23 protein-coding genes are annotated in these 24247 nt (G+C 73.3%); 11 read left to right on the top strand and 12 right to left on the bottom strand.

Annotated elements, in window-relative coordinates; translation table 11 throughout:
- Positions 1–181: 181 nt before the first annotated feature.
- Together ACSBPG_RS16505 and ACSBPG_RS16500 are read right to left on the bottom strand one after the other, a co-directional pair.
- On the bottom strand, positions 182–691 hold the full coding sequence (locus ACSBPG_RS16505) for a pyridoxamine 5'-phosphate oxidase family protein (RefSeq protein WP_435538282.1): 510 nt from the start codon (positions 689–691) through the stop codon (positions 182–184).
- A 63-nt stretch (positions 692–754) separates the two neighbouring features.
- Complete coding sequence (locus tag ACSBPG_RS16500) at positions 755–1183, bottom strand: DUF1489 family protein (protein ID WP_435538281.1); 429 nt, start codon at positions 1181–1183, stop codon at positions 755–757.
- A gap of 185 nt (positions 1184–1368) precedes the next feature.
- Here ACSBPG_RS16500 and ACSBPG_RS16495 point away from each other — a divergent pair, with 185 nt between their 5' ends.
- Positions 1369–6741: an AMP-binding protein gene (locus ACSBPG_RS16495; protein WP_435538280.1), complete on the top strand. Its 5373-nt coding sequence runs from the start codon at positions 1369–1371 to the stop codon at positions 6739–6741.
- On the opposite strand, the gene ACSBPG_RS16490 is transcribed toward ACSBPG_RS16495, so the two are convergent.
- On the bottom strand, positions 6730–7443 hold the full coding sequence (locus ACSBPG_RS16490) for a tRNA-uridine aminocarboxypropyltransferase (protein ID WP_435538279.1): 714 nt from the start codon (positions 7441–7443) through the stop codon (positions 6730–6732). The genes ACSBPG_RS16495 and ACSBPG_RS16490 overlap by 12 nt on opposite strands.
- 198 nt (positions 7444–7641) lie before the next feature.
- On the opposite strand from ACSBPG_RS16490, the gene ACSBPG_RS16485 reads away from it, so the two are divergent.
- On the top strand, positions 7642–7809 hold the full coding sequence (locus ACSBPG_RS16485; RefSeq protein ID WP_435538278.1) for a hypothetical protein: 168 nt from the start codon (positions 7642–7644) through the stop codon (positions 7807–7809).
- Between the two features lie 188 nt (positions 7810–7997).
- Here ACSBPG_RS16485 and ACSBPG_RS16480 read toward each other — a convergent pair whose 3' ends face one another.
- The 4 genes from ACSBPG_RS16480 to ACSBPG_RS16465 all read right to left on the bottom strand — a co-directional run bounded on the left by ACSBPG_RS16480 (position 7998) and on the right by ACSBPG_RS16465 (position 10999).
- Complete coding sequence (locus ACSBPG_RS16480; RefSeq protein ID WP_435538277.1) at positions 7998–8672, bottom strand: hypothetical protein; 675 nt, start codon at positions 8670–8672, stop codon at positions 7998–8000.
- A gap of 11 nt (positions 8673–8683) precedes the next feature.
- Positions 8684–9094, bottom strand: a complete 411-nt coding sequence (locus ACSBPG_RS16475) for a hypothetical protein (protein WP_435538276.1) — start codon at positions 9092–9094, stop codon at positions 8684–8686.
- A gap of 135 nt (positions 9095–9229) precedes the next feature.
- Positions 9230–10009: an ImuA family protein gene (locus ACSBPG_RS16470; protein ID WP_435538275.1), complete on the bottom strand. Its 780-nt coding sequence runs from the start codon at positions 10007–10009 to the stop codon at positions 9230–9232.
- A gap of 102 nt (positions 10010–10111) precedes the next feature.
- Positions 10112–10999 carry a c-type cytochrome gene (locus ACSBPG_RS16465; protein ID WP_435538274.1) on the bottom strand — a complete coding sequence of 296 codons (888 nt, stop codon included), beginning with the start codon at positions 10997–10999 and terminating at the stop codon, positions 10112–10114.
- Positions 11000–11209: 210 nt separating this feature from the next.
- Between ACSBPG_RS16465 and ACSBPG_RS16460 the strand changes: the two genes are divergently transcribed.
- The 4 genes from ACSBPG_RS16460 to rlmH are packed head-to-tail and all read left to right on the top strand — an operon-like array spanning position 11210 to position 14049.
- Complete coding sequence (locus ACSBPG_RS16460; protein WP_435538273.1) at positions 11210–12490, top strand: glutamate-5-semialdehyde dehydrogenase; 1281 nt, start codon at positions 11210–11212, stop codon at positions 12488–12490.
- Positions 12471–13112 (top strand): nicotinate-nucleotide adenylyltransferase, encoded by a 642-nt coding sequence (locus ACSBPG_RS16455; protein WP_435538272.1) that lies wholly within the window; start codon positions 12471–12473, stop codon positions 13110–13112. Before ACSBPG_RS16460 ends, ACSBPG_RS16455 begins: the two co-directional genes overlap by 20 nt.
- 32 nt (positions 13113–13144) lie before the next feature.
- Positions 13145–13555 (top strand): ribosome silencing factor, encoded by a 411-nt coding sequence (rsfS, locus tag ACSBPG_RS16450; RefSeq protein WP_435538284.1) that lies wholly within the window; start codon positions 13145–13147, stop codon positions 13553–13555.
- A gap of 35 nt (positions 13556–13590) precedes the next feature.
- The gene (gene rlmH, locus ACSBPG_RS16445) at positions 13591–14049 is read left to right on the top strand and encodes a 23S rRNA (pseudouridine(1915)-N(3))-methyltransferase RlmH (RefSeq protein WP_435538271.1); all 459 of its coding nucleotides are present in this window, start codon (positions 13591–13593) and stop codon (positions 14047–14049) included.
- Positions 14050–14071: 22 nt separating this feature from the next.
- Here the strand turns inward: rlmH and ACSBPG_RS16440 are convergent, their stop codons facing one another.
- Complete coding sequence (locus ACSBPG_RS16440; protein WP_435538270.1) at positions 14072–14416, bottom strand: type II toxin-antitoxin system PemK/MazF family toxin; 345 nt, start codon at positions 14414–14416, stop codon at positions 14072–14074.
- A complete protein-coding gene (locus ACSBPG_RS16435) occupies positions 14416–14676 on the bottom strand; it encodes an AbrB/MazE/SpoVT family DNA-binding domain-containing protein (protein ID WP_435538269.1) in 261 nt (86 codons plus the stop codon). The genes ACSBPG_RS16440 and ACSBPG_RS16435 overlap by 1 nt, the downstream gene beginning before the upstream one ends.
- Before the next feature lie 276 nt (positions 14677–14952).
- Between ACSBPG_RS16435 and gpmI the strand changes: the two genes are divergently transcribed.
- The 5 genes from gpmI to ACSBPG_RS16410 all read left to right on the top strand — a co-directional run bounded on the left by gpmI (position 14953) and on the right by ACSBPG_RS16410 (position 21208).
- Positions 14953–16515 carry a 2,3-bisphosphoglycerate-independent phosphoglycerate mutase gene (gene gpmI / locus ACSBPG_RS16430; protein ID WP_435538268.1) on the top strand — a complete coding sequence of 521 codons (1563 nt, stop codon included), beginning with the start codon at positions 14953–14955 and terminating at the stop codon, positions 16513–16515.
- A gap of 91 nt (positions 16516–16606) precedes the next feature.
- A complete protein-coding gene (locus ACSBPG_RS16425) occupies positions 16607–18028 on the top strand; it encodes a murein hydrolase activator EnvC family protein (protein ID WP_435538267.1) in 1422 nt (473 codons plus the stop codon).
- On the top strand, positions 18029–19396 hold the full coding sequence (locus tag ACSBPG_RS16420; protein WP_435538266.1) for a S41 family peptidase: 1368 nt from the start codon (positions 18029–18031) through the stop codon (positions 19394–19396).
- A gap of 25 nt (positions 19397–19421) precedes the next feature.
- Entirely contained in the window at positions 19422–20693 is a 1272-nt protein-coding gene (locus tag ACSBPG_RS16415) for a divergent polysaccharide deacetylase family protein (RefSeq protein WP_435538265.1), read from the top strand.
- Entirely contained in the window at positions 20690–21208 is a 519-nt protein-coding gene (locus ACSBPG_RS16410; protein ID WP_435538264.1) for an RNA pyrophosphohydrolase, read from the top strand. The genes ACSBPG_RS16415 and ACSBPG_RS16410 overlap by 4 nt, the downstream gene beginning before the upstream one ends.
- Positions 21209–21251: 43 nt before the next feature.
- Here ACSBPG_RS16410 and ACSBPG_RS16405 read toward each other — a convergent pair whose 3' ends face one another.
- The 3 genes from ACSBPG_RS16405 to atpD all read right to left on the bottom strand — a co-directional run bounded on the left by ACSBPG_RS16405 (position 21252) and on the right by atpD (position 24223).
- Positions 21252–22076: an acyl-ACP desaturase gene (locus ACSBPG_RS16405; protein WP_435538263.1), complete on the bottom strand. Its 825-nt coding sequence runs from the start codon at positions 22074–22076 to the stop codon at positions 21252–21254.
- A 164-nt stretch (positions 22077–22240) separates the two neighbouring features.
- Positions 22241–22660: a F0F1 ATP synthase subunit epsilon gene (locus ACSBPG_RS16400; RefSeq protein ID WP_435538262.1), complete on the bottom strand. Its 420-nt coding sequence runs from the start codon at positions 22658–22660 to the stop codon at positions 22241–22243.
- Positions 22661–22774: 114 nt separating this feature from the next.
- The gene (atpD, locus tag ACSBPG_RS16395) at positions 22775–24223 is read right to left on the bottom strand and encodes a F0F1 ATP synthase subunit beta (protein ID WP_435538261.1); all 1449 of its coding nucleotides are present in this window, start codon (positions 24221–24223) and stop codon (positions 22775–22777) included.
- Positions 24224–24247 lie beyond the last annotated feature (24 nt).

Below are 24247 nucleotides of genomic sequence, written 5' to 3'. Positions count from 1 at the left end.
GCCGCCGTATCCTCCGAACCCGTGGGGCTCGTCACCCCGCCCGACCCGCCGGCCAACCGGCCACCGCGTCGGTGGAGGGGGTTATAGGTCCCCTCCCGAACCCGACGCAAGCGCTTTTTTCACCCTCGGCTTCTTTTTTGGCGGGACTGTCGGCCGGCCCCCGCTCGCTCGCCGGGCGCGCTCACTGGAAGCGCACCGTCGCGTTGTCGCCCGGCTTCGGCGGCTGGCCCGTCAGCTTGGCCTTGGCGTAGCCGTAGGCGTAGACCATGGCGCCCGACGGCGCGTCCCAGTACTCGGCGCTGCTGACGTCGACCCGGATCAGGGCGATCTCGGGATCCTCCACCCCCTTGGGGAACCAGGTCGCCATCGGCTCCCGCCACAGTGCCTCGATGCGCTGGCGGTCGCGGACCAGGGTGGCGGTCCCGGCGACGGAGACGTAGGTCTCGTCGCCGGTGTCGGCATAGGCCAGGTTGACCTGCCGATGCCCGGCCAGGGCGTGGGTCTTGTCGGAGCCGGCGCGGGTGAAGAACCACAGGGTGGCGTCGTCGAAGCCGGCGTGCGACAGCACGGCCATGGGGCGGGACTGCAGGGTCCCGTCCTCCTCGACCGTGGTCATCATCGCCACGCGCATGTCCTTGATCAGGTGCCACAGCTTCTCGGCGGCGTCCTCGTTCGAAGCGGAGCGTGCCATCGGAATCGCCTCTCTCGGTCTCGCGGTACGACGCCGGACAACCGGGCGCAGCGGCGAAGGTTCCTAGAGCAGCCCGAGTTCGCGGAGCTCGGCGACGAGATGGGGCGGCAGCGCATCGCCGGCGCCGCCGGCCGCCGCGAGATCGGCGGGAGCCTTGGCGGCCTCGAGATAGCGCCAGCCCTGGAACGGCCGCTGCGCCGTCGGCACGGTCGGCGTGCGTTCGGGATCGAGCAGGAGGATGCAGAATCCCCGGCCGTCGACGTCGCGGGCGGTGTCGACGGCGAGCACGCGCTGGCGGACGGCCACGCTGCCGCGGATCACCCAGTAGAGGGAGCCGCCGTCGAGGATCTCCTCGGCGCGCTTCGGGAATTGCCGGGTGGTGACCGGCACCACCCGCCGGCCGTCGCGCACCTCGACGCGGCGGTCCTGCAGGGCGGCGATGTGGTCGAGATCGTCGACGCCGACGGCGAGCTTGATCAGATGGAGCGGCATGCTGGCAGAACCGGACGGTGGGGCCCATTCCCGAAAACGGGCCGGCACAATGGGAGCGGCGGCGCCTCCTGTCCAGAGCGGGCGTCACGCCGGACTGCCGGCGCGGTCCCCGGACGCGCTATAGTGGCTCCCGCCGGCCCCGGCCGGCCAAGAGACCCGCAAGGACCGCGAAGGGGAGGAAGCCGATGGAAGAGCACGCCGCGGGCGTGACCGTTCCGCCGTTGCCGCAGGACGTCGCCGTCAACCCGATCCGCACGGCCGAGGACTGGCGGAGCCAGCGCGCCGCCTGCCTGGAAGATCCCGGCGCCTTCCACGGCGCCATCGCGGCGCGGACGATCCACTGGTTCGACGGCGCGGCCTGGCTGTCGCGCGACGACGACGGCCGCTGGCGCGGCTGGGACGCGCGCACGGCCCTGCCGGTGGAGCGGGCGGACTGGTGCCCGTGGCGGACCGCCTTCGACGACGGCGACGCCCCCTTCTACCGTTGGTTCGCCGGTGGGCGCACCAACGCCGCCTTCAACGAGGTCGACCGCCACGTCGCGGCCGGTCACGGCGCCGAGACCGCCTACTGGTACGAGGGCGACCGCTGGGACGCCGCCGCCAACGGCGGCCGCGGCGGCCCGGTGCACCACACGGCGCTGACCCGGCGCGAGCTGCTGCTGCGCTCGGTGCTGGCGGCGCAGGCGCTGCGCGACCTCGGCCTCGGGCCGGGCGACCGCATCGCCCTGAACATGCCCAACATCCTCGACCAGATCGTCTGGACGGAGGGCGCCAAGCGGCTCGGCGTCATCTACACGCCGGTGTTCGGCGGCTTCTCCGACAAGACGCTGTCCGACCGCATCGAGAACGCCGGGGCGCGGGTGGTGATCACCGCCGACGGCGCCTCGCGCAACGCCGAGACCGTGCCCTTCAAGGAGGCCTACACCGACCCGGCGCTCGACCGCTTCGTCGCCCTGCCGGCCGCGCTCGCCATCGTCGGCCGGGCGCTGGAGGGGCGGCCCGGCCTCGACGCCGGCGCCCTGACCCGGGCGGTGGAGGCGGCGCTGGCCGGCGAGATCACCGTCGCCCCCGCCGACGTCATGCGGGCGCTGGGCCGCGCCCTCGACGCGGGTGGCGGCGTCGACAGCCGGGCCCTCGCCGACCTGCGCGCCAGCGTCGCCGAGGCGCTGGCCGCCGCACCGCCGCGGGTGGAGCGGGTGGTGGTGGTGCGCCACGCCGGGCTCGCCGAGATCGCCTGGGTCGAGGGCCGCGACGTGTGGGCCCACGACCTGCTGGAGACGGCCGCCGGCACCGTCTGCGCCGCCGCCGGGGTGGCCGACCTCGACGCCCTGCGGGCACTCGACGACCGGGCGCTGTGCGCCGCCCTGTGGCGGGCGGTGCCGTGCCGGCCGGTGGACGCCGAGTTCCCGCTGTTCGTCATCTACACCTCGGGCTCGACCGGCAAGCCCAAGGGGGTGGTGCACGTGCACGGCGGCTACGTCGCCGGCGTCGCCCACACCATGGCGGTCGCCTTCGACGCCCTGCCCGGCCGCGACGTCCTGTACGTCGTCGCCGACCCCGGCTGGATCACCGGCCAGAGCTACCTGATCACCGCCGCGCTGGCGGCGCGCATCCCCGGGATCGTCACCGAAGGAGCGCCGGTCTTCCCCAACGCCGGCCGCTTCGCCTCCATCGTCGAGCGCCACCGGGTGACCATCTTCAAGGCCGGCGTCACCTTCCTGAAGACGGTGATGACGCACCCGGAGAACCGCGCCGACGTGGAGCGCTACGACCGCTCCAGCCTGCGGGTCGCCACCTTCTGCGCCGAGCCCACCAGCCCCGCCGTCCAGGCCTTCGGCATGGCGCTGATGACGCCGCAGTACATCAACTCCTACTGGGCGACCGAGCACGGCGGCATCGTCTGGACCCACCCCTACGGCAACCCCGACCTGCGCCTGCGGGCCGACGCCCACACCTACCCCCTGCCCTGGGTGATGGGCGACGTCTGGATCGCCGAGGGGGAAGCGGACGCCGAGGGGCGCGTGCGCCACCGCCCGGCCGCTCTCGAGGAGAAGGGCGAGATCGTCGTCACGGCCCCCTACCCCTACCTCGCCCGCACCATCTGGGGCGACGCCGCGGGCGTCGGCCGGCCCGACTGGAAAGGCGACCTCGACCGCTTCGTCAGGACCTATTTCGGCCGCTTCCGCGACGCCGACGGACGGCCCGTGTGGGCCTACCTGCAGGGCGACTTCGCCCGCCGCCACGCCGACGGGTCGTTCAGCCTGCACGGCCGCTCCGACGACGTCATCAACGTGTCGGGCCACCGCATGGGCACGGAGGAGATCGAAGGCGCCATCCTGCGGGACAAGCAGGTGAACCCCGACAGCCCGGTGGGCAACGTCATCGTCGTCGGCGCCCCCCACCGCGAGAAGGGCCTGACCCCGGTCGCCTTCGTGCTGCCGGCCAAGGGGCGCACCCTGACCGGCGACGACGAGCGCCGCCTGAAGGAGCTGGTGCGCCAGGAGAAGGGCGCCGTCGCCGTGCCCTCCGAGATCGTCGCCGTGCCGGCCTTCCCCGAGACGCGCTCGGGCAAGTACATGCGCCGCTTCCTCACCGCCCTGATGGGCGACGAGCCGCTCGGCGACACCTCGACCCTGCGCAACCCCGAGTGCCTGCCCGAGCTGGCGGCCCGGGTGGCGGCGTGGAAGCGCGGCCAGCGCCGGGCCGACGAGCAGCGGCTGCTGGAGCGCCAGCGCTTCCTCGCCGTGCAGTACGACACCCTGGCCGAGGGCGTGCGGATGGCGACGGTGACCATCGACAACCCGCCGGTCAACGCGCTGTCCGACCGCCTGCTGGACGAGCTGGACACCCTGGTCCACCACCTCGCGCGGCGCGACGACGTGCGCGCCGTGGTGATCGCCGGGGCCGGCGGGCGCAGCTTCGTCGCCGGTGCCGACATCCGCCAGCTCCTCGACGACGTGCACGACGCCGACGAGGCGCGCGCCCTGCCGGCCAAGGCGCACGCCGTGTTCCGGGCGCTGGAGACTCTCGGCAAGCCGGTGATCGCCGCCATCCGCGGCGTGGCGCTCGGCGGCGGCTGCGAGCTGGCGATGGCCTGCCACCTCCGCATCGCCGACCCGCGCGCGCGCCTCGGCCAGCCGGAGATCAACCTGTTCCTGCCCCCCGGCTACGGCGGCACGCAGCGCCTGCCCCGCCTGCTGCTGCGCAAGGACCCGGAGCGCGGCGTGGAACGGGCGCTGGAGATCCTGCTGTCGGGCCGGGCGGTGGACGCCGAGACGGCGCTGGCGATCGGCCTGGTCGACCGCGTCGCCCGCGGCGCCGACGACGCCCTGACCCTGGCCAAGGCGACGGCGCGGGAGCTCGCCCTTTCCCCCTCCCCCGCCTCCGGCGGGGGAGGGTCGGGGTGGGGGCACGGTTTCTCGGCCGGACCTTGCCCCCACCCTAACCCTCCCCCAGCGGGGCTAGGGGAGGGAATACAGCGCCTGCTGCGCCAAGCGCGTTCCGTCGGCCGCGGGGCGGTGGCGGAGACCGTCGCGCGGCTGGTGGAGACCGGCCTGCGCGACGGGTTCGACGCGGGTTCGGCGGCGGAGATCGACGCCTTCGCGCGCTTCCTGCTGGACGCCCGGCACGGCGCCCGCAAGGGCATCGCCCTCTTCCTGGAGAAGAAGTCGCCGCCCCTGCCGGCGCGGCCGCGGCCCGGCGGCCCGGTGCTGCCGGTCGGCAGCCCCTTCGTCCCCGGCGCCACGCCGCTGCCGCGCTGGCAGGTCGCCCAGGCCGTGGTGCGCGACCTGGAGACGGGAGCCGCCGCCCACGGCGACCCGGCCACCGCCGAGGTCGCGGTGGTCATCCCCGTGCCCGAACCCGGCCCGACCCAGGCGCTGCTCTACGTCCTGGCCTCGGAGGTCAACTACAACGACATCTGGGCGATCACCGGCATCCCCGTCTCGCTGTTCGACGAGCACGACGAGGACGTCCACGTCACCGGCTCCGGCGGCATCGCCCTGGTGGCGCGGCTCGGCGAGGCGCTGCAGGCGGAGGGCCGGCTGCAGGTGGGCGAGCTCGTCGCCGTCTATTCCGGCGTGTCCGACCTGATGGACCCGGAGGCCGGGCGCGACCCCATGGTCACCGCCTTCCACATCCAGGGCTACCAGTCGCCCGACGGCAGCCACCAGCAGTTCATGCTGGCCGACGGACCGCAGCTCTTCCCGCCGCCGCCCGGCCTGACCCTGGAGCAGGCCGGCAGCTACATGCTGGCCGCCGGCACCGCCTACCGCGCCCTGTTCACCGCGCTGGACGCCCGGCCCGGCGCCCGGCTGCTGGTCGAGGGGGCGGCCGGCGGCACCGGCGCCTGGACGGTGGAGCTGGCGCTGGCGCGGCGCCTCGCCGTCACCGGCATGGTGTCCTCGCCCGGCCGCGCCGCGGCGCTGGCCGGACGCGGCGCCGGCGCGGTCGACCGCACCGCCTTCGCGCAGGCCTTCACCCGCGTCCCCGCCGACCCGGCGGCGTGGCCGGCCTGGGCCGCCGCCGGCGCGCCGTTCCTCGATGCCGTGCGCGCGGCCAACGGCGGCGCCCTGGTCGACCACGCCGTCAGCCACGCCGGCGAGACCAGCTTCCCCCGCTCCTTCCAGGCGCTGGCCGAGGGCGGCAGCCTGACCTTCTTCGGCGCCTCGTCGGGCTACCACATGACCTTCCTCGGCAAGCCCGGCGCGGCGGAGCCGGCGGCGATGCTGCGCCGGGCCCGCCTGACCCCCGGCGAGGCGGTGCTGGTCTTCTACGGCGCCGGCGCGGTCGGGCTGCGCGACGATCTGGCGCTGGCCGCCATCGAGGCGGCGCGCGCCGCCGGAGCGCGCCTGTGCGTCGTCACCGACAGCGACGCCGAGCGCGACTTCGTGCTGTCGCTGGGCTATGGCGAGGCGCTGGCCGGGGCGGTGTCGCTGGCCGAGATCCGCCGCCGGGTGCCGCACTTCCGCTGGCCCGACACCATGCCCGACCTGCCCGACCCGCAGGCCGAGACGGCGGCCTTCAAGGAGGCGGTGCGCCTCTTCACCGAGGAGACCTTCAAGCCGCTGGGCCAGGCGGTGGGCCGCCTGCTGCGCGCCGCCGACAACCCGCGCGGCATGCCGGACCTGGTGGTGGAGCGGGCGCGGCGCGACACCCTGGCGGTGGCGACCATGCTGGTCAAGCCGCACACCGGCCGCGTCGTCTACTGCGGCGACATGGACGGGCGCCGCTACAGCTTCTACGCCCCCCAGGTGTGGATGCGCCAGCGCCGCATCCTGATGCCGACGGCGGCCATCGTCGGCACCCACCTCTGCAACGCCGCCGAGATCGCCGCGCTGAACCGCATCATCGCGTCCGGCGCGGTGCGGGTGCCGCCGGTCCATCTCGGCGCCTGGGAGACCCTGCCGGCGCTCCACCAGGCGATGTGGGAGAACCGGCTGCCGGAGGTGACGGGCGGCGCGGCCAAGGCGGTGGTCAACCACGCCCTGCCGGAACCCGGCCTGACGTCGCGCGACGAACTGCTGATCGCCTGGGCCGCCCGGGCGTCAGGAGGCTGAGTCCGGCGGCGCGGCCGGGTCTTCGGTCCGGTCCGGGGCCCGGTCCGGGGCCGGCGGGAGCTGCGGGCGCGGGCGCGGCGCCCGCGTCTTCTTGAGGAGCAGCGCGAACGGCTTGAGCATGCGGTCGAACAGGGCCGGGTCGCCTTCGAGGCGCGACAGCACGAAGGCCGCCGCCTCCAGGGTCGACACGCTTTCCCGCCGCGGCTCCCGACGCGCCTGGCCGTAGAGGGAGCGGAAGTGCGGGTGCAGCACCAGGCGCCGGCACTTCAGCAGCCAGGCGTTGCGCCACCACAGGGTCTTGGCTTGGCTCCAGGTGCCGTCCAGCAGGATGATGCCTTCCAGCCCGGCGAGGATCTCGGCGCTGTCGGGCAGCGGCTTGCCGTTCTTGTCGACGGCGGCGATCTCCTCCTGCGGACCGCCCGTCGACTGCTTGGCGGTGCCGAGATAGAGCACGCCCCAGCGCCGCGGGTCGACCTCGCGGCCGAGGATGCGCTTCAGGCCGGGCCAGGACAGGCCGACCTTGACCACCGCGTTCCTGAGCTGCAGGCGGGCGATCTGCGCCGTGCCCAGGATCTCGCGCTTCTCCTGCGGGTGTTCCAGGATGACGACGCCGATGCGGTTGTCGATCGGGTCGATGGCCTCGCAGACACACAGATGCTGAGGCTTTAGGCAATTGGCGCAGATTTCGGCAGGGATCGGCATGACGGTCTCGGCAGGACGCGGGTCGGCGGCACTATGGGGCGGAACGCATGACCTGTGTCAAGTGCGGGTCCGGAACTTGCATGATATCGTTCAGACACACAGGTAAGGACAAGAGGGGCCGGATCGGACGACCGGCGCCGCCCCGTCCCGAAGCTTGGTCCCGAAGCCCGGGCCCGCAGCCCACAAAGGAGGCTTGCCATGGTTCCCGCCCATGTCGCTGCACGCGAGCTGGAGCGCCGGCGCGCCGAACGCGCCGCGGAGATCGCCCGGCAACTCCCGCTGTACATCGATTATCCGTACGACCGCGCCCCGGCCGAGGAGGCGGACGAACCCCGCCCGGTCCCGGACTGGACCGCCAACTACTGAGCCGTCCGTCCGGTCATCGACGGTGCCGTGCCTGGCATCCGGGCACGGCATCCGGACATGGCCGGTGAATCGACCTGAACGGTTCGCGATTTTTTACCAGCGCCGGGCCACAGGGGTGCTGCGGCCAACCGTCCCTCCCGGCGGAGTCCCGTGGACTCCGCCGTCGGATCGAAGGCAGGCGGAGATGCCTACTGCGCGTTGTACGCCCAGTCCGCCACCCAGGCGCCCATCACGCCGGAGGCGATGACGGCGATGCGGCTGAAGGCCTGCGAGGCGGCCGAGGCCATGGGAACCCCCACCGAATCCGCGCCGGCACCGACATAGTAGGGCATCCGGCCCAGCATGCCGGCGCTCAGCACGTTGCCGACCGCGACGCCGCCGAGCGCGCCGGCACCCAGCGCCAGCCAGTACTTGTAATCGGTCTCGTGGCCGGTCCACTGGTCGTAGGCGTAGGTGGCGGCGAGCGCGCCGGCGCCGCCCGACAGGGTGGCGATGAGCCGGCTGCCGAGCGCCACGTCGTAGGGCACCGCGGCGAGCGCGCCGCCGGCCAGGGGCACCGTGCCCAGCGGAGCGGCCAGCACGTTGAAGGCGACGATGCCGACGATGGCGCCGGCGCCCACCGCCATGAGCTGGCGGTTGACCGTCCAGCCGCCGGCATCGTCCGCCGCGGCGGCTTCGGGCGACGCCGGGGCGGGCAATCCGAGGGCCGGCCCGGGAGCCGGCCCGGGAGCCGGCAGGACGGGGTCGGCGACCGCCGCGGGCGGGGCCGGGACCGCCGGCGGAGCGGCGGCGTCCTGGGCCTGGACGGCGACCGGGGCCAGGGCCAGCGAACCGGCGAGGGTGACGGCGAGCATCCGGCGCATGGCGGTTCCCCTCACTCGGCGCTGTAGAGATAGTTGGCGACCCAGGCGCCGGCGACGGCGCTGGTGATGGCGTAGACCCGGCTCATGGCCACCGACATCTCGGCCGGCACCATCATGCCGGCGGCGTAGGCCGCCCCGCCCGGCACCGCCCCGACGCCCAGCGCCACCAGGTTGAAGCCGACCACGCCGGCGATGGCGCCGAGGCCGATGACCACCGGGTAGTAGTCGCCGGCCGCCACCGGGGCGGGGGCCTCGGGCCCGGCCGCCGGCGGGACCTCCGCGGGAAGCGCCGTGTCGGGCGTCACCGGGGCCGCCGCCGGAGGAGCCGTCTGGGGCACGGGCTCGGTCACGGTCTGGGCGTGCACGGCGGCCGGCCCGCAGGCGAGCAGGACGACGAGCAACGCGGTGAGCATTCGACGCATGGGGCACTCCCTCGGGACGTTCGGTCCGGACGCGGCGGAGGATAGCCGACCAGGGAGGCGTGCGCCAAGAGAGGTAGTGCGAAAAAATGTCGATGTCACCGACAACCCTACCTCCGATTGTCCCGCCCGATACTCTCAGGCACGCCGCGCCAGCGGCAGGACCGTCCCGGCCGGGACCGCGTCCGGGACCGCCGCCCCCGCCGCGGCCTCCGCCGCGACCAGCGCGCCGTCGCGCCACTCCAACCACCAAGCGCCCGGCCGGCCGCCGCGGCAGCGCAGCAGCTCCGCCCGCCAGCAGGGCGCCCCCACGCCCGGCTCGCCGGGACGGCACACGCTGGGCACGGCGGCGATGCGCCAGCGGGTCACCGCGGCGCTGGCCGCCCCCGGGCGCGCGTCCCGCGGCAGCAGCAGCCCCGTCACCCCGCCGGCCTCGGCGGCGAGCTGCAGGCGGCGGCTGGCGGTCAGGTCGACCGTTCCCACCTCGCCCAGCACGGCGGCCAGGGCGCGGCAGCGCAGCGCCTCCTCCATCGCCCACAGGGCCTCGGCGTCGCGGCGCGCCCGCACGGCGATCAGCCGCTCCGGTCCCAGGCCGTAGGCGGCGAGGCCGGGGGCGTGCAGGTCGCGCCCGCGCACGATCCACACCGCCGGCCCGCGCCCGACCGCCACCAGCCGGGCCAGCAGGACCGCCGCGAAGGCGGTGCCGGCCCCGGGGTCGGCGGCCGCCACCTCGTGCAGGCAGCCGAGCGGCAGGCCGCCGTCGGGCAGCGCCGCGTCGAGATCCGCCAGACCGAGCGGCAGCGCCCGCCCCTCCGCCACCCCGCCGATCCCTTCCAGCCGCCGGATGCGCGCCCGCAGCGCACCGAGCGCGGCGCCGCGGGCCGGGGCGGGGACGGGAGCGGACGGGCGGGCGGGCATGGCGAACCTCCAGGGACGCCGGCCTTCGGGAACGCCGGCAATGTTCCTGGAATGTTCTAGCACGATCCGGCCGCCGCGGGGAGTCCGCGGACGGCCGGCGTGTCAGTGCTGCGGCTTCAGGCTGCGCAGATAGGCGACCAGGGCGTCGAGATCCGCCTCCGGGATGTTGGCGTACCAGGCGAAGGCCATCGGCGGGTTGAGGCGCCGGCCGTCGGGGTGCACGCCCCTGGCGATGGCGTCCTTGATCTGCCGGTCGCTCCAGCCGCCGAGGCCGTGCTCGCGGTCCGGCGTCAGGTTGGCCGACACGGTGACCCCCCAGGGCCCGGGGAACGCCATGCCGCCGACGCCCAGACGCTCCATGTCGGGGGCGCCGTTCGGCAGGCGCGGCGTGTGGCAGTCCATGCAATGGCCGAGCGCGGTGGCGAGATACGCCCCGTAGGCGACCCTGTCGTCGCGCGCCGCCGCCGGGACCGCACCGACCGGCGGCCCCCAGGAGGCCGGCAGCGGCATCCGGTATTCCGACTTCGGCACCGCGTTCTTCACCGCCGGGATGCTGCGGAGATAGGCGACCAGCGCCGCCGCGTCCTCGTCGGCCATGTGCCGGTAGAAATGGATCGGCATGGGCGGGCCGATCAGGGAGCCGTCGGGGCGCACGCCGTCGCGGATCGCCGCGACGATCTGGGCGTCGGTCCAGCGGCCGAGCCCGGTCTCGGGATCGGGCGTCAGGTTGGGCGGGTAGACGGTGAAGGCCGCGTCCTTCATCGGCCCGGCCCCGGCCAGCTCCATGCCCGCCACCGGACCGTCCGGCCCCTGCGGCGTGTGGCAGTTGCCGCAGGCGACGATGCCGTTCATCAGCACCCGCCCGCGCTCCACCAGGGCGCCCTTCGCGTCGGCCGCGCCGGCCGCCGCCGCGTGGGCCCACATGGTGATCGCGGCCAGGACCACGCCGGCCGCCAGCACGGTCGCGCCGTGCCGATTCATGGTGCTCATCTCTCTCCCTCCCCGTTCGTCGGGTGTTGCGGGAGCGGACGCTATCCAGGCAATCGTTCGCCGACCAACGGCAAACATGGCCGGCGGGCCGGGGCTCGGGTACGGGACCGGCCCTGCGTGGCGCGCGGGACACGCGCGCTTTGCCGGGCGCGGGCGATCCGCTACAGTCCGCCCCTCAACCGGCTTCGCGAACGTAAGGAACCCTTCCCCGTGTCTGCGCTCCAGGAAACCGCCGCCCCCCTCGCCGATCAGATGCTGGCCATCGGCCGCAACGCGCGCGCCGCCGCCGCGGTGCTGGCCAACACGCCGGCGCCGGCGAAGGTGGCGGCCCTGCGCGCCGCCGCGGCCGCCCTGCGCGCGCGCTCGTCCGAGATCCAGGCCGCCAACGACCGCGACATCGCCGCCGCCCGCGGCCGCGGCCTGGCGGCCCCCCTGGTCGAACGCCTGACCCTGACCCCCGCCCGCATCGAGGCGATGGCGAAGGGACTGGAGGACATCGCCGACCTGCCCGACCCGATCGGCACCGTGATGGCCGAGTGGACGCGGCCCAACGGCCTGCGCATCCAGCGGGTGCGGGTGCCGCTGGGGGTCGTCGGCATCATCTACGAGAGCCGGCCCAACGTCACCGCCGACGCCGGCGCCCTGTGCCTGAAGTCGGGCAACGCCGCGGTGCTGCGCGGCGGCTCGGAGAGCTTCCATTCGTCCCACGCCATCGCCGCCTGCCTGGCCGACGGGCTGCGCGCCGCCGGCCTGCCCGAGACCTGCATCCAGCTCGTCCCCACCACCGACCGCGCCGCGGTGGGGCACATGCTGACCATGCGCGAGCACATCGACGTCATCGTGCCGCGCGGCGGCAAGTCGCTGATCCAGCGGATCGCCGAGGAGAGCCGCATCCCCGTCATCAAGCACCTCGACGGCAACTGCCACGTCTACGTCGCCCCCGGCGCCGACCTGGAGAAGGCGCGCCGGGTGGTGCTGAACGCCAAGATGCGCCGCACCTCCATCTGCGGCGCCGCGGAGACCCTGCTGGTCGACCGCGCCGTCGCCGCCACCCATCTGCCGGCGCTGGTGAAGGACCTGCTGGACGCCGGCTGCGCCGTGCGCGGCGACGCCGCCGCCCAGGCCGCCGACCCGCGCGTCGTCCCCGTGACGCCCGAGGACTGGGACACCGAGTATCTCGACGCCATCATCGCCTGCGGCGTGGTCGACGGGGTGGACGCCGCCATCGACCACGTCAACCGCCACGGCTCCCACCACACCGACGCCATCGTCACCGAGGACGGGGCGGAGGCGGAGCGCTTCCTGCAGCGGGTCGACAGCGGCATCGTGCTGTGGAACGCCTCCACCCAGTTCGCCGACGGCGGCGAGTTCGGCATGGGGGCGGAGATCGGCATCTCCACCGACAAGTTCCACGCCCGCGGCCCGGTCGGGGCGGAGCAGCTCACCAGCTACAAGTACGTCGTCCGCGGTGATGGGCAGACCCGACCGTAGGTCCGCGCCGCACCCGCGGTCCGGCCCGTTCCACGCCGGGCTGCGGGTCGGCCTGCTCGGCGGCTCCTTCAACCCGGCCCACGCCGGGCACCGCCACATCAGCGTCTACGCGCTGCGCCGGCTGCGGCTCGACCAGGTGTGGTGGCTGGTCAGCCCGCAGAACCCGCTCAAGTCCGCCGCCGACATGGGCACCCTGGCCGAGCGCCTCGCCTCGGCCCGCGCCGCGGCGCGCCACCCCCGCATCGTGCCGACCGCCCTGGAGTGCGATCTCGGCACGCGCTACACCGCCGACACCCTGGCCGAGCTGACGCGGCGCTTCCCCCGCACCCGCTTCGTCTGGCTGATGGGCGCCGACAACCTGCGGCAGATTCCCCGCTGGCAGCACTGGACGAAAATCTTCCGGATGGTGCCCATTGCGGTCTTCAGCCGGCCGACTTATTCTCTTAGTGCGTTGGGGGGTGTGGCCGCCCGACGCTATGCCCGTCGTCGGGTGTCCGAACAGCGTGTTCGGGAACTTGCCGTCATGGCGCCTCCTGCCTGGGCGTTCCTGCGCAACCCGCTGCACCCGGCCTCGGCGACGGCGATCCGGCGGGCGCGGGCCCGCGGATCGGAACCCGATTGACAGAGGTGGGAACCATCAACACGCACCTGCACATGGCCGCCACGACCGTGCGGCCCACGCCTGTTCCCCAGGCACTCCCGGAGCCCGGGGACCTCAAGGCGCTCATCGAGCAGTCCTTGGACGCCGATCAGGCCGACCACGTGGTGGTCATCGATCTCGCCGGCAAGACCAGCATCGCCGACTACATGATCGTCGCCTCCGGCCGCAACGCCCGCCACATCGCCGCCATGGCCGACCGCCTGCGCGACAAGATCAGGGACCTCGGCGTCCGCCACGTCGAGGTGGAGGGGGTGCCGCAGTGCGACTGGGTGCTCATCGACGCCGGCGACGTCATCGTCCACCTGTTCCGCCCCGAGGTCCGCAGCTTCTACAACATCGAGAAGATGTGGGGCCTGGAGGCGCCGGCGGCGCCGGCCATGGACGTCCAGCGCCTGTGGGCCTGACGGCCTGACGCGTCGCGACCCGAGGGAGTGGTGCCATGCGCCTGTGGCTCGCCGCGGTCGGGCGGGCCAAGGGCGGTCCGGCGCGCGACCTCTATGACGAGTACGCCGGCCGGCTGATGTGGCCGCTGACGCTGCGGGAGGTCGAGGTGAAGAAGCGCCTCCCTCCCGACGAGCTGAAGCGCCAGGAGGCCGAGTTGCTGCTCGCCGCGATCCCCGCCGGCGCCGTCGCGGTGGCGCTGGACGAGCGCGGCGCCGCCCTGGACAGCGCCGCCTTCGCCCGGCGCCTGGAGGGCTGGCGCGACGGCGCGGCCGGCGACGTCGCCTTCCTAATCGGCGGCGCCGACGGCCACGGCGAGGCGGTGCGCCGGCGCGCCGACCTGCTGCTCTCCTTCGGCCCGATGACCTGGCCGCACATGCTGGTGCGCGGCATGCTGGCCGAGCAGCTCTACCGCGCCCAGCAGATCCTGGCGGGGCACCCCTATCACCGGGCATGAGTGGCGCGGACGGGCGACGGCGTCAGGGAGCGGGACGGCCGATGATGGCGCAGGCGACGTCCTGCACCAGCTCGACCAAGTCCCGCGGGCTCTTCTCCAGGAAGTGCGTTCCGCGGGCCATATAGTCGATCGTGCGGATTTCCGACGCGACCACGCATCCCTTCGCTTTCAATCCTGGCGGGATCTGGACTTCGAACGGAGATCCTTTGATCTTTGTGGTGATCGGGCTGACGACGGCATATCCGGTGGCGATGCTGAAACGCGCCTCGGACAGCACAAGGCAGCGGTACTCTCCCGCCATCTCGCTTCCGGCCTGTGGCGACAAATTCAGAAGGACGATGTCGCCACGATCCGGCGCGTAGGCCATCAGAGGGTCTCTCTGCCGATGGGAGGAGCGTCGAGGATCAGGTCGTGGCGGTGTTTCTCCGGGTTGAAGCGGGTCAGCAGGTCGTCCAGGGTAACGCGCGGGCGCTGCCGCCGGATGACGATCTCCCCGTCGCGCGCCACCACCTCGACGGCATCGTCCGTGCCCATACGCGCCTGCTCAAGCACGGCGGCGGGAAGCCTCACCGCTGCGCTGTTGCCCCACCGAGCGATCTTCCCGGTCCTCACAGTGTCGTCCGGCATGCCGGCCCTCCGTATCTACTCATGGATATACATACGCTGGACTCCACCGCTCGGCAAGAGCGATCGGACTCGAACCAATCGGTCTTCGGCCATCCCGGCGCGGTTCAGCGCAACCGGCGGGCGCGAATTGACGCTGTGCCGGGCGGCGACTAAGTTTGCATCGCAAGACCGGCCCCCCGCCCCGGCGGGACAGGGGTCGTGCGCGCCAAAAATACAATCGATACGCGTTCAACCATCCCCCGTGATCCCCGTGCTCCCTCGGAGAAAGGACCCGCGATGACCGAAGCCCAGCGTCCCCGTCCCGTCGTTCTGTGCATCATGGACGGCTGGGGCCACCGCCAGGAGCGGGAGGACAACGCCGTCGCGCTGGCCGACACGCCCAATTTCGACCGCCTCTGGGAGAGCGAGCCGCGCGCCTTCCTGGACGCCAGCGAGGAGGAGGTCGGGCTGCCCAAGGGTCAGATGGGCAACTCCGAGGTCGGGCACATGAACCTGGGCGCCGGCCGGGTCGTCCGCCAGGACCTGGTGATGATCGACCACGCCATCGCCGACGGCGAGTTCGAGCGCAACGCGGTCATCGCCGGGCTGGCCGCGACGCTCCGCCGCACCGGCGGGCGCTGCCACCTCATGGGGCTGCTGTCGCCGGGCGGCGTCCATTCCCACCAGGACCACATCGCCGCGCTGGCCGCCGTGCTGGCGCACGAGGGCGTCGCCGTCGACGTCCACGCCTTCACCGACGGGCGCGACGTGCCGCCCCAGTCGGCCCGCGACCAGGTGGCCGAGTTCATGGCCGACGTCCACGGCCTGCCCGGGGTCACCGTCGCCACGGTGAGCGGGCGCTACTACGCCATGGACCGCGACAAGCGCTGGGACCGCGTCGGCAAGGCCTACGCCGCCCTGGCCCATGCCCAAGGCGAGCGCGCCGCCGATCCGATCGCGGCGATCGACCAGAGCTACGCCGCCGGCACCCACGACGAGTTCATCCTGCCCACCGTCATCGACGGCTACGCCGGCATGAAGGACGGCGACGCCATCCTGATGGCCAACTTCCGCGCCGACCGCGCGCGCGAGATCCTCGCCGCCTTCGTCGACGACGATTTCACCGGCTTCGACCGCGGCACGCCGCCCAAGCTGGCCGCCACGGTCGGCATGGTGGAGTACTCCGCCGACCTCGCCGCCCGCATGTCGACCATCTTTCCGCCGAAATCCCTGACCAGGGTGCTGGGCGAGGTGGTTTCCCAGGCCGGGCTGAAGCAGTTGCGCATCGCCGAGACCGAGAAGTATCCGCACGTCACCTTCTTCTTCAACGGTGGCGAGGAGCGGCAGTATCCGGGCGAGGACCGCATCCTCGTGCCCTCGCCCAAGGTCGCGACCTACGACCTGCAGCCGGAGATGTCGGCCGAGGAGGTCACCGACAAGGTGGTGGCTGCGGTCGACGGCGGCACCTACGACCTGGTGGTCATCAACTACGCCAACCCCGACATGGTCGGCCACACCGGCAAGCTCGACGCCGCCATCACGGCGGTGGAGACCGTCGACCGCAGCGTCGGCCGGCTCGAAGCGGCGGTGCGCCGCCAGGGCGGCACCATCCTGCTGACCGCCGACCACGGCAACTGCGAGCTGATGCGCGACCCCGAGACCAACGGGCCGCACACCGCCCACACCCTCGACAAGGTGCCGCTGCTGCTCATCAACGGCCCGGCCGGCGCGCGCATCCGCAGCGGCCGCCTGGCCGACGTCGCCCCCACCCTGCTCGACCTGATGGGGCTGCCGCAGCCGGACGAGATGACCGGCGCCAGCCTGCTGGACCGCACCGCCGTCCGCGCCGCGGCCGAATAGGAGCAGCCGCAACCGCATGGCGACGGAGGGCCGCAGGCACCCACGACCCGACCGGGACCGGAGGATCCGGCCCGTCCGCCGCCGCCGCGCGGTGGCGCTGGTCCTGCCCGCCCTGCTGGCGCTGCACGGCGCGGCGGCCGCCGCGCCCGAGGAGCGGCCGGACCAGACGCTCCGGCGGGTGGAGCAGGAGATCGAGGCCGACGAGGCCCGCCGCCGCGTCCTCGACCGCCAGTCCGAGGCCCTGGAGGCGGAGCTGGAGACCCTGCGCGGCCAGCTCGTGGACCTGGCCGACCAGGCGCGCGCCCAGGAGGGCGAGCTGGTCGAGCTGGAGGACACGCTGCGCGCCCTGGAGGCCGAGGAAGGCGAGCGGACCGTCCGCCTCGACGAGGAGCGTGAGCAGATCGCCCGCCTCCTCGCCGCCCTGCAGCGGCTGTCGCGGGTGCCGCCGGAAGTCGCCATCGCCCGCCCCGGCGGCCCGGTCGACACCCTGCGCTCGGCCCTCCTGCTGCGCGACACCGTGCCCGTGCTGCGCTCGCGCGCCGACGAGCTGGCGAGCGCGCTGCAGCGCCTCGCCGAGGTGCGCGAGCGCCTGGTGGAGCAGCGCCGCCGCACCGAGGCCGCGCGGGCGGCCCTCGACGCCCGCCAGACGGAGATCGCCCGGCTCGTCGCCCGCCGCGAGGCGCTGTCGCGCCAGACCGAGCAGGAGCGCCAGGGCGTCGCCCGCCACATGGCGGGCCTGGCGGCCCAGGCCGGCGACCTGCGCCAGCTCATGGAGCGCATCGAGGCCGAGCGCCGCACCACCCTCGAAGCGGCCGCCCGCCGCGAGGCGGAGCGGCTGGACGCCGAGCGCCGCGAGGCGCGGCGGCAGGAGGCGGAACGCCGCGACGCCGAGAAGCGCGAGGCGGCACGCCGGCTGGCCGAGGCCGCCGAGGCCTCCAGGGCCGCGGCGGCCGAACGCGCGGCGGCCGAAGCGCGGCAGGCCGAGGAGAAGAAGGCCGAGGAGAAGAAGGCGGCCGCCGCCGCAGCCGCGGCGCGCGATGCGGCCAGGGACGCTCCGAAAGAGGTTGCATCCCTGCCGCGCGCTTCCGATCTACCTCCATCATCGATCCCGTCGCTCGGCGGCGGACTGCGCCAGCCGGCGGGCGGGCGGGTGGTCACCCGCTACGGCCAAGCCGACCGCTACGGCGCGCCCAGCCGGGGCCTGACCATCCAAGCCCGGGCCGGCGCGCCGGTGGTAGCCCCTTCGGCCGGGACGGTGGTGTTCGCCGGGACGTTCCGCAGCTATGGGCAAATCTTGATCGTCGAACACGGCAATGGATATCATAGTCTCATTGCCGGACTCGGCCGGATCGACACGGCCGTCGGGAAGAAAGTGGCGGCCGGGGAGCCGATTGGTCTGACGCCGGGCGCGGCAGACGGCTCCCCGGAACTGTATTACGAACTGCGAAGACACGGCCAGCCCATCAATCCGCAGCGCGGCGTCGGCGCTCCGGAGGGGAAAGGACAAGGGTAGATGAGGATGATGAAGCGAGCCGCCGCCGCAGCGGCGCTGGTGTTCCTGGGGGCGGGCGTCGCCACGGTCACCGCCGACACGAACACGTCGGAGACCTACCGGCAGCTCAACCTTTTCGGCGACGTCTTCGAGCGCGTGCGCGCCGAATACGTCGAGCAGGTGACCGACGAGCAGCTCGTCGAAGCCGCCATCGGCGGCATGCTCACCTCGCTCGACCCGCATTCCAGCTACCTCAACCGGAAGAACTTCCAGGACATGCAGGTGCAGACCCGCGGCGAGTTCGGCGGGCTGGGCATCGAGGTGACCATGGAGAACGGCCTGATCAAGGTCGTCTCGCCCATCGACGACACCCCGGCCTTCCGCGCCGGCCTGCAGCCGGGCGACCTGCTGACCCACCTCGACGGCGAGCCGATCATGGGCCTGTCGCTCAACGACGCGGTCGACAAGATGCGCGGCCCCGTGGGCACCGACATCAAGGTCACCGTGCGCCGCGGCGAATCCGGCGAGCCCTTCGAGGTGACCCTGACCCGCGCCGTCATCAAGGTGCAGTCCGTGCGCTTCCGTCCCGAGGGCGACATCGGCTACATCCGCATCACCTCCTTCAACGAGCAGACCCAGGCCGGGCTGGAGAAGGCCATCGGCTCGCTCCAGCAGGAGCTGGGCGACAAGCTGAAGGGCTTCGTGCTCGACCTGCGCAACAACCCGGGCGGCCTGCTCGACCAGGCGGTCTCGGTCTCCGACACCTTCCTCGACAAGGGCGAGATCGTCTCCACCCGCGGCCGCCAGGCCGAGGACGGCACCCGCTACAACGCCAAGGCGGGCGACATGATCAAGGGGATACCCCTGGTCGTGCTGGTCAACGGCGGCTCGGCCTCGGCCTCGGAGATCGTCGCCGGCGCCCTTCAGGACCACCGCCGGGCCATCGTCCTGGGAACCCAGAGCTTCGGCAAGGGCTCCGTGCAGACCATCATCCCGCTGCCCGGCCACGGCGCCATGCGCCTGACCACGGCGCGCTACTACACGCCGTCCGGGCGGTCCATCCAGCAGCTCGGCATCACGCCGGACATCGAGGTGCACCAGGCGCGGCTCGAGGAGGAGGATCTGGCGGCGCGGCGCCGCGAGGCCGACCTGCGCCGCTCGCTGGAGAACGACACGCTGAAGAAGCAGGAACCCGCCGCCGAGGAGCCGAAGCCCGCGCCGGGTCCGGGCGCCGCAGCGCCGGCGACCCCCGAGACGGCACCGGCGGCGCCCGCCGGCGAGGCGGCCAACGACAACGACGCCGAGCCGCCGTTCGACTACCAGCTCGCCCGCGCCCTCGACCTCCTGCGCGGCGTCGCCCTGTTCCAGGCCCGCGCCGCCACCAACTGAGCCGGAGCCGAGCCGGAGAGCGCCGTTGAACGCCACCGCCCTGCTGGGCCGTCTCAAGGCCTCGCCGCGGTCCCTGTGGCCGCGGCGCGGCAGCGGGGGAGCACGCCCCCGCGCCGCGGCGGGCCGGCGCCCCGCCGCGGTGGCGCTGGCCTACGCCGCCCTGCTGCTGGCCCTGGCGGGCGGCGCCGGCTGGCTCGCCGTGCGCGGCGACGGCGCGGCGGAGGCGTGGCGGTCGGCCATCCCCCACATCACCGTCGCCGTCGACGGCGGTGCCGCCCCGGCCGCCGCCCCGACGCCCGCGGCGGCGGCCCACGCCGCGCCGGACCACGCCGCCCCTCCGCCGGCTCCCGCCCCCCACGCCGCCGGCGCCGACACGTCCGGACACGACGCGTCCGGACACCGGGAGGCGGCCGCCGCCCCCGTGGCGCCGGCGCCGGCGCCGGCCGCGGCGGCCATTGCGGCCACCGCGCCGGACGCCCGGGTGACGATGGCGCCGGCTCCGGCGTCCGGCCTCGTCGAGGAGACGCGGGCCGGACCGCTCCCGCGCATCGCCGGCAACGGGCGCAGGCCCTGGCAGGTCTACGCCCGCCCCTTTCCCGCCGACGATCCGCGGCCGCGCATCGCCCTCATCCTGTCCGACATGGGGCTGTCCGGGGTGACCACCGGAAACGCCCTGCAGAACCTGCCGGGCGCCGTGACCCTGGCCTTCGTCCCCTTCGGGGAACGCCTGGACACCTGGATCGAGAAGGCCCGCGGCGACGGGCACGAGGTCATGCTGTCGCTGCCCATGGAACCGGAGGGCTTCCCGCGCAACGACCCCGGTCCCAACGCCCTGCTGACCGGCCTCTCGGCCGACCGCAACCAGGAGCGCCTGCTGTGGTCGCTGGCCAAGGCGGTCGGCTACGTCGGCGTGACCAGCAGCAGCGGCGGCAAGTTCACCGCCAGCGCCGACGCCATGCGGCCGCTGGTCGACACCCTCAAGGCGCGCGGCCTGCTCTACGTCGACCCCGGCACCGCGCCGCGCAGCAAGGGCCCCGAGCTCGCCGCCGAGGCGGGCGTGCCGCGGGCCCGCATCGACCGGGTGATCGACCGCGACCTGTCGCGCGGCGCCATCGACGACCAGCTCAAGGAGCTGGAGCGCATCGCCAAGGCCCAGGGCGCCGCCATCGGCATCGGCTTCCCCTACCCCAGCACCATCGAGCGGATCAAGCTCTGGGCGACCGGGCTGCAGGACCGCGGGATCGTCCTGGCGCCGGTCTCGGCGGTCGTCAACATGCAGAAGGGCCTCGGCGGATGAAGGACGGCAGGAGAACCAAGGACGGCCGGACGATCGACCGGGAGTCGCTGCCCTACCGGCCCTGCGTCGGCATCATGCTGCTGAACGCCCGGGGCCAGGTCTTCGTCGCCCGGCGCCTCGACACCCGGGACGCCTGGCAGATGCCCCAGGGCGGCATCGACGACGGCGAGACCGTGCCGCAGGCCGCCTTGCGCGAGCTGAAGGAGGAGATCGGCAGCGACCGTGCCGAGATCGTCGCGCAGACCAGGGGAACCCTCTGCTACGACCTGCCGGACCACCTCCTGGGCAAGGTCTGGAAGGGGCGGTGGCGCGGCCAGGAGCAGGTCTGGGTGGTCGCCCGCTTCACCGGCAGCGACGCCGACATCGACCTCGCCACCGAGCATCCCGAGTTCGACGCCTGGCAATGGGTGGACCCCGAGCGCCTCGTCGCCCTCATCGTGCCCTTCAAGCGCGAGGTCTACCGCGCCGTCCTGGAGGAATTCGCCCCGGTCCTGGAGCGGCTGCGGGCCGGCTGACGGGGGGGCCGGCGCCGCCCGGCGCGGAGGCGCCGGCCCCGCCTCACGCCCCCGCGCGGGCCAGGCGCTTGGCGCGGCTGTCGAGGAACCACCACGCGGCCTTGGTGGCGACGTTGAACATCATGGAATGCGGTTTCAGGCCGCAGGCCTTGAAGATCATGGCGATGCCGCGGTCGAGGTGCTTGGGCCGGTAGCAGCCGTAGGCGCGCCGCTTGTAGGCGGCGTTGTAGGCCTTGCGCTCGTACGGCGCCTCCTCCGGCGCGTTGGCGGCATAGTAGGCGTAGGCCAGCTCGTCGTCTTCCGTCTCGCCGATCCGCGACATCGCCACCCAGAGGCGGCGCGCCTTCGAAAGCTGCTCCTTGTCGAGGTAGCGCTTGGCGTGCACGTAGAAGATCTTGTAGTGGCGCAGCTCGTCGGCGGCGATGTGCCGGCAGACCTCCTTGAGGACCGGCTCGTCGGTAAGATCGCCGATGGCGGCGTAGTAGGAGCTGGTGCCGGTCTCCACCATGCAGCGGGCGATCAGCTCGCCGCTGCGCGACCCGCGCACCGACTTGGTGAGGTCGATCGGCACCTGGTAGCCGGCGCGGAAACGCTGCACCGCCCGCTCGAAATCGAACTCCGGATCGACCAGCTCGGCCCATTTGCCCAGGGCCCGGCCGTGCTGGACCTCCTCCACCGCCCACTCCCGGGCCACCTGCTGGAACTCCGGGTCGTCGTGGAACACGTTGCAGAGGTAGGCGGTGTAGTCGTCCGCGTTGAACTCCACCAGGGCGGCCGCCTTGATCAGCGGCACGAGGTCGGGATCGATCTTGCTGCGGTCGAGGCGATCCCAGGGAAGGTCCTGGTAGTTCCAATGCAACTGCGCCATGTCCCTGCCGCACTCCTTGTCGGAATCGACGGCGCGCCCCACGATGGGGGCGCGCACTGCGACACTCAATGTATGGCCGGGATTCGGTGATGCAACGTCGAAGCTCGTTCCCCAGCCATGCGGTGGCCGTCTCCCGGACCGCCGTGGCTGCGTTGCAACAACGTTCAGTGCGCCGCCGCGCCGGCTCCCACCGCGTCGACCTTGGCCCGGGCGATCGCCAGCCGGGCCTCGACCTCCGCACGCTCGGCGTCGGATTTGGCGTCGTCGAGGTCCTCGGAGAGGTCGGCGATCTCCTTCTCCGCCTTGGCGCGGTCGATCTCGGCCACCGGCATGGCCTGCTCGGCCAGCACGGTGCAGCGGGTCTCGGTCACCTCGGCGAAGCCGCCGGCGACGAACACGCGGTCGATCACCCGGTCGCCCTCGTAGATGTCGATGACGCCCGGCCGCACCATCGAGATCATCGGCGCATGGCCGGCCAGCACGCCGAAGTCGCCCTCGCTGCCGGGCACCACCACCATGTCCACGGGCTGCGCGTTCAGCAGCTTCTCCGGGGAAACCAGTTCGAATTCGACTTTATCGGCCATCGCTGTCCTGCCCCTTCAGCCGATCCCCCGCCCGGGCGGGGCGGGGGACGGCGTGTACGCTTGCCCACGGGCGTCTGACGAGCGGCGCGCCCCGGACCGGGGCGCGCCGGCGGATCAGGCGGCCTCGTTCGCCATCTTCTTGGCCTTGGCGACGGCCTCGTCGATGGTGCCGACCATGTAGAAGGCGGCTTCCGGCAGGTGGTCGTAGTCGCCGGCGACGATGCCCTTGAAGCCCTTGATGGTCTCCTCCAGCGGCACCAGCACGCCCGGGGTGCCGGTGAACACCTCGGCGACGTGGAACGGCTGCGACAGGAAGCGCTGGATCTTGCGGGCGCGGGAGACGACCAGCTTGTCGTCCTCCGACAGCTCGTCCATGCCCAGGATCGCGATGATGTCCTGCAGCGACTTGTAGGTCTGCAGGACGCGCTGCACGTCGCGGGCCACCTGGTAGTGCTCCTCGCCGACGACGCGCGGGTCGAGGATGCGCGAGGTGGAGTCGAGCGGGTCCACGGCGGGGTAGATGCCGAGCTCGGCGATCTGGCGCGACAGCACCGTCGTCGCGTCGAGGTGGGCGAAGGAGGTGGCCGGGGCCGGGTCGGTCAGGTCGTCGGCGGGCACGTAGATGGCCTGCACCGAGGTGATCGAGCCCTTCTTCGTGGTGGTGATGCGCTCCTGCAGGGCACCCATGTCGGTGGCCAAGGTCGGCTGGTAGCCCACCGCCGAGGGGATGCGGCCGAGCAGCGCCGACACCTCGGAGCCCGCCTGGGTGAAGCGGAAGATGTTGTCCACGAAGAACAGCACGTCCTGGCCTTCCTCGTCGCGGAAGTACTCCGCGACCGACAGGCCCGACAGGGCGACGCGGGCGCGCGCACCCGGCGGCTCGTTCATCTGGCCGTACACCAGGGCCACCTTGGAGCCCGGGCCGTCGAGCTTGATGACGCCCGACTCGATCATCTCGTGGTAGAGGTCGTTGCCCTCGCGGGTGCGCTCACCGACGCCGGCGAACACGGAGTAACCGCCGTGCGCCTTGGCGACGTTGTTGATGAGCTCCATGATCAGCACGGTCTTGCCGACGCCCGCACCGCCGAACAGGCCGATCTTGCCGCCCTTGGCGTAGGGCGCCAGCAGGTCGACGACCTTGATGCCGGTGACCAGCACCTGGGCTTCCGTCGACTGGTCGACGAACTCGGGGGCCGGCTTGTGGATCGGCGCGACCGCCTTGTTGCCGATGGGGCCGCGCTCGTCGATCGGCTCGCCGATGACGTTGATGATGCGGCCCAGCGTCTCCGGACCGACCGGGATCGAGATGGGGGCGCCGGTGTCGGTCACCTCCTGGCCGCGGACGAGGCCGTCGGTGGAGTCCATGGCGATGGTGCGCACCGTGTTCTCGCCCAGATGCTGGGCGACTTCGAGCACCAGGACCTTGCCCTCGTTCTGGGTGTGGAGCGCGTTGAGGATCGCCGGCAGGTCGCCCTCGAACTGCACGTCGACGACGGCGCCCAGAACCTGGGTGATGCGGCCGACGGCGTTGGTGGAAGCCGGGGCTTCGGTCTTCTTAGCCATGGGGTAAAGCTCCCTCGGAACTCG

The sequence above is a fragment of the Azospirillum sp. ST 5-10 genome (assembly GCF_051225715.1).
Taxonomy (GTDB): domain Bacteria; phylum Pseudomonadota; class Alphaproteobacteria; order Azospirillales; family Azospirillaceae; genus Azospirillum.
Note: the sequence above shows the minus strand (reverse complement) of the source record. Positions and strands in the feature narration are given on the sequence as shown.

Bases quoted from the DNA above. Each gene is read 5' to 3' on its own strand.
- ACSBPG_RS16505 (WP_435538282.1), bottom strand. From the start codon at position 691: ATGGCACGCTCCGCTTCGAACGAGGACGCCGCCGAGAAGCTGTGGCAC.
- ACSBPG_RS16500 (WP_435538281.1), bottom strand. From the start codon at position 1,183: ATGCCGCTCCATCTGATCAAGCTCGCCGTCGGCGTCGACGATCTCGAC.
- ACSBPG_RS16495 (WP_435538280.1), top strand. From the start codon at position 1,369: ATGGAAGAGCACGCCGCGGGCGTGACCGTTCCGCCGTTGCCGCAGGAC.
- ACSBPG_RS16490 (WP_435538279.1), bottom strand. From the start codon at position 7,443: ATGCCGATCCCTGCCGAAATCTGCGCCAATTGCCTAAAGCCTCAGCAT.
- ACSBPG_RS16485 (WP_435538278.1), top strand. From the start codon at position 7,642: ATGGTTCCCGCCCATGTCGCTGCACGCGAGCTGGAGCGCCGGCGCGCC.
- ACSBPG_RS16480 (WP_435538277.1), bottom strand. From the start codon at position 8,672: ATGCGCCGGATGCTCGCCGTCACCCTCGCCGGTTCGCTGGCCCTGGCC.
- ACSBPG_RS16475 (WP_435538276.1), bottom strand. From the start codon at position 9,094: ATGCGTCGAATGCTCACCGCGTTGCTCGTCGTCCTGCTCGCCTGCGGG.
- ACSBPG_RS16470 (WP_435538275.1), bottom strand. From the start codon at position 10,009: ATGCCCGCCCGCCCGTCCGCTCCCGTCCCCGCCCCGGCCCGCGGCGCC.
- ACSBPG_RS16465 (WP_435538274.1), bottom strand. From the start codon at position 10,999: ATGAGCACCATGAATCGGCACGGCGCGACCGTGCTGGCGGCCGGCGTG.
- ACSBPG_RS16455 (WP_435538272.1), top strand. From the start codon at position 12,471: ATGGGCAGACCCGACCGTAGGTCCGCGCCGCACCCGCGGTCCGGCCCG.
- rsfS (WP_435538284.1), top strand. From the start codon at position 13,145: ATGGCCGCCACGACCGTGCGGCCCACGCCTGTTCCCCAGGCACTCCCG.
- rlmH (WP_435538271.1), top strand. From the start codon at position 13,591: ATGCGCCTGTGGCTCGCCGCGGTCGGGCGGGCCAAGGGCGGTCCGGCG.
- ACSBPG_RS16440 (WP_435538270.1), bottom strand. From the start codon at position 14,416: ATGGCCTACGCGCCGGATCGTGGCGACATCGTCCTTCTGAATTTGTCG.
- ACSBPG_RS16435 (WP_435538269.1), bottom strand. From the start codon at position 14,676: ATGCCGGACGACACTGTGAGGACCGGGAAGATCGCTCGGTGGGGCAAC.
- gpmI (WP_435538268.1), top strand. From the start codon at position 14,953: ATGACCGAAGCCCAGCGTCCCCGTCCCGTCGTTCTGTGCATCATGGAC.
- ACSBPG_RS16420 (WP_435538266.1), top strand. From the start codon at position 18,029: ATGAGGATGATGAAGCGAGCCGCCGCCGCAGCGGCGCTGGTGTTCCTG.
- ACSBPG_RS16410 (WP_435538264.1), top strand. From the start codon at position 20,690: ATGAAGGACGGCAGGAGAACCAAGGACGGCCGGACGATCGACCGGGAG.
- ACSBPG_RS16405 (WP_435538263.1), bottom strand. From the start codon at position 22,076: ATGGCGCAGTTGCATTGGAACTACCAGGACCTTCCCTGGGATCGCCTC.
- ACSBPG_RS16400 (WP_435538262.1), bottom strand. From the start codon at position 22,660: ATGGCCGATAAAGTCGAATTCGAACTGGTTTCCCCGGAGAAGCTGCTG.
- atpD (WP_435538261.1), bottom strand. From the start codon at position 24,223: ATGGCTAAGAAGACCGAAGCCCCGGCTTCCACCAACGCCGTCGGCCGC.